This is a genomic window from Escherichia sp. KCJ4928 (assembly GCF_004352695.1).
GTDB lineage: Bacteria > Pseudomonadota > Gammaproteobacteria > Enterobacterales > Enterobacteriaceae > ECMA0423.
Window position 1 is genome coordinate 1 of the sequence record NZ_SJWV01000650.1, and the last position, 368, is coordinate 368.

Below are 368 nucleotides of genomic sequence, written 5' to 3' on the forward strand. Positions count from 1 at the left end.
ATGCCTTTGCCATTAACCGCGCGTATCCACTGGCTGTCTGTCATGGTGAATCCACCACCATGTGTGATATTCATCCATCCCTTATTGTTTCTGGTGATTAGCCAGCCGTCTTCACTCGTAATATCACCTTTCAGTGTGGCACTCTGACCATTGATATTGCCGGTGTTGTTTATGTTATTCCCGCCCATATTGATGGCGGTATGCATCTGATTCAGTTCAGGACGACCTGCTACCTGAAAACGGTAGAGACGGTCACTTTCCTGCAGGTCATCACCGCTCATGACGACGGCGATGTGACCTGCCGAACAGGTAAGTCCGTAGTCTCCCGGTTTATCTGTCCAGGCTCCGAATGCGCCTGTTGCCGTTCC

1 protein-coding gene is annotated in these 368 nt (G+C 50.8%); it reads right to left on the reverse strand.

Annotated elements, in window-relative coordinates; translation table 11 throughout:
• On the reverse strand, window positions 1-368 hold a 368-nt coding region (pilV, locus tag E0D98_RS26075; RefSeq protein ID WP_131891567.1), incomplete at both ends, for a shufflon system plasmid conjugative transfer pilus tip adhesin PilV.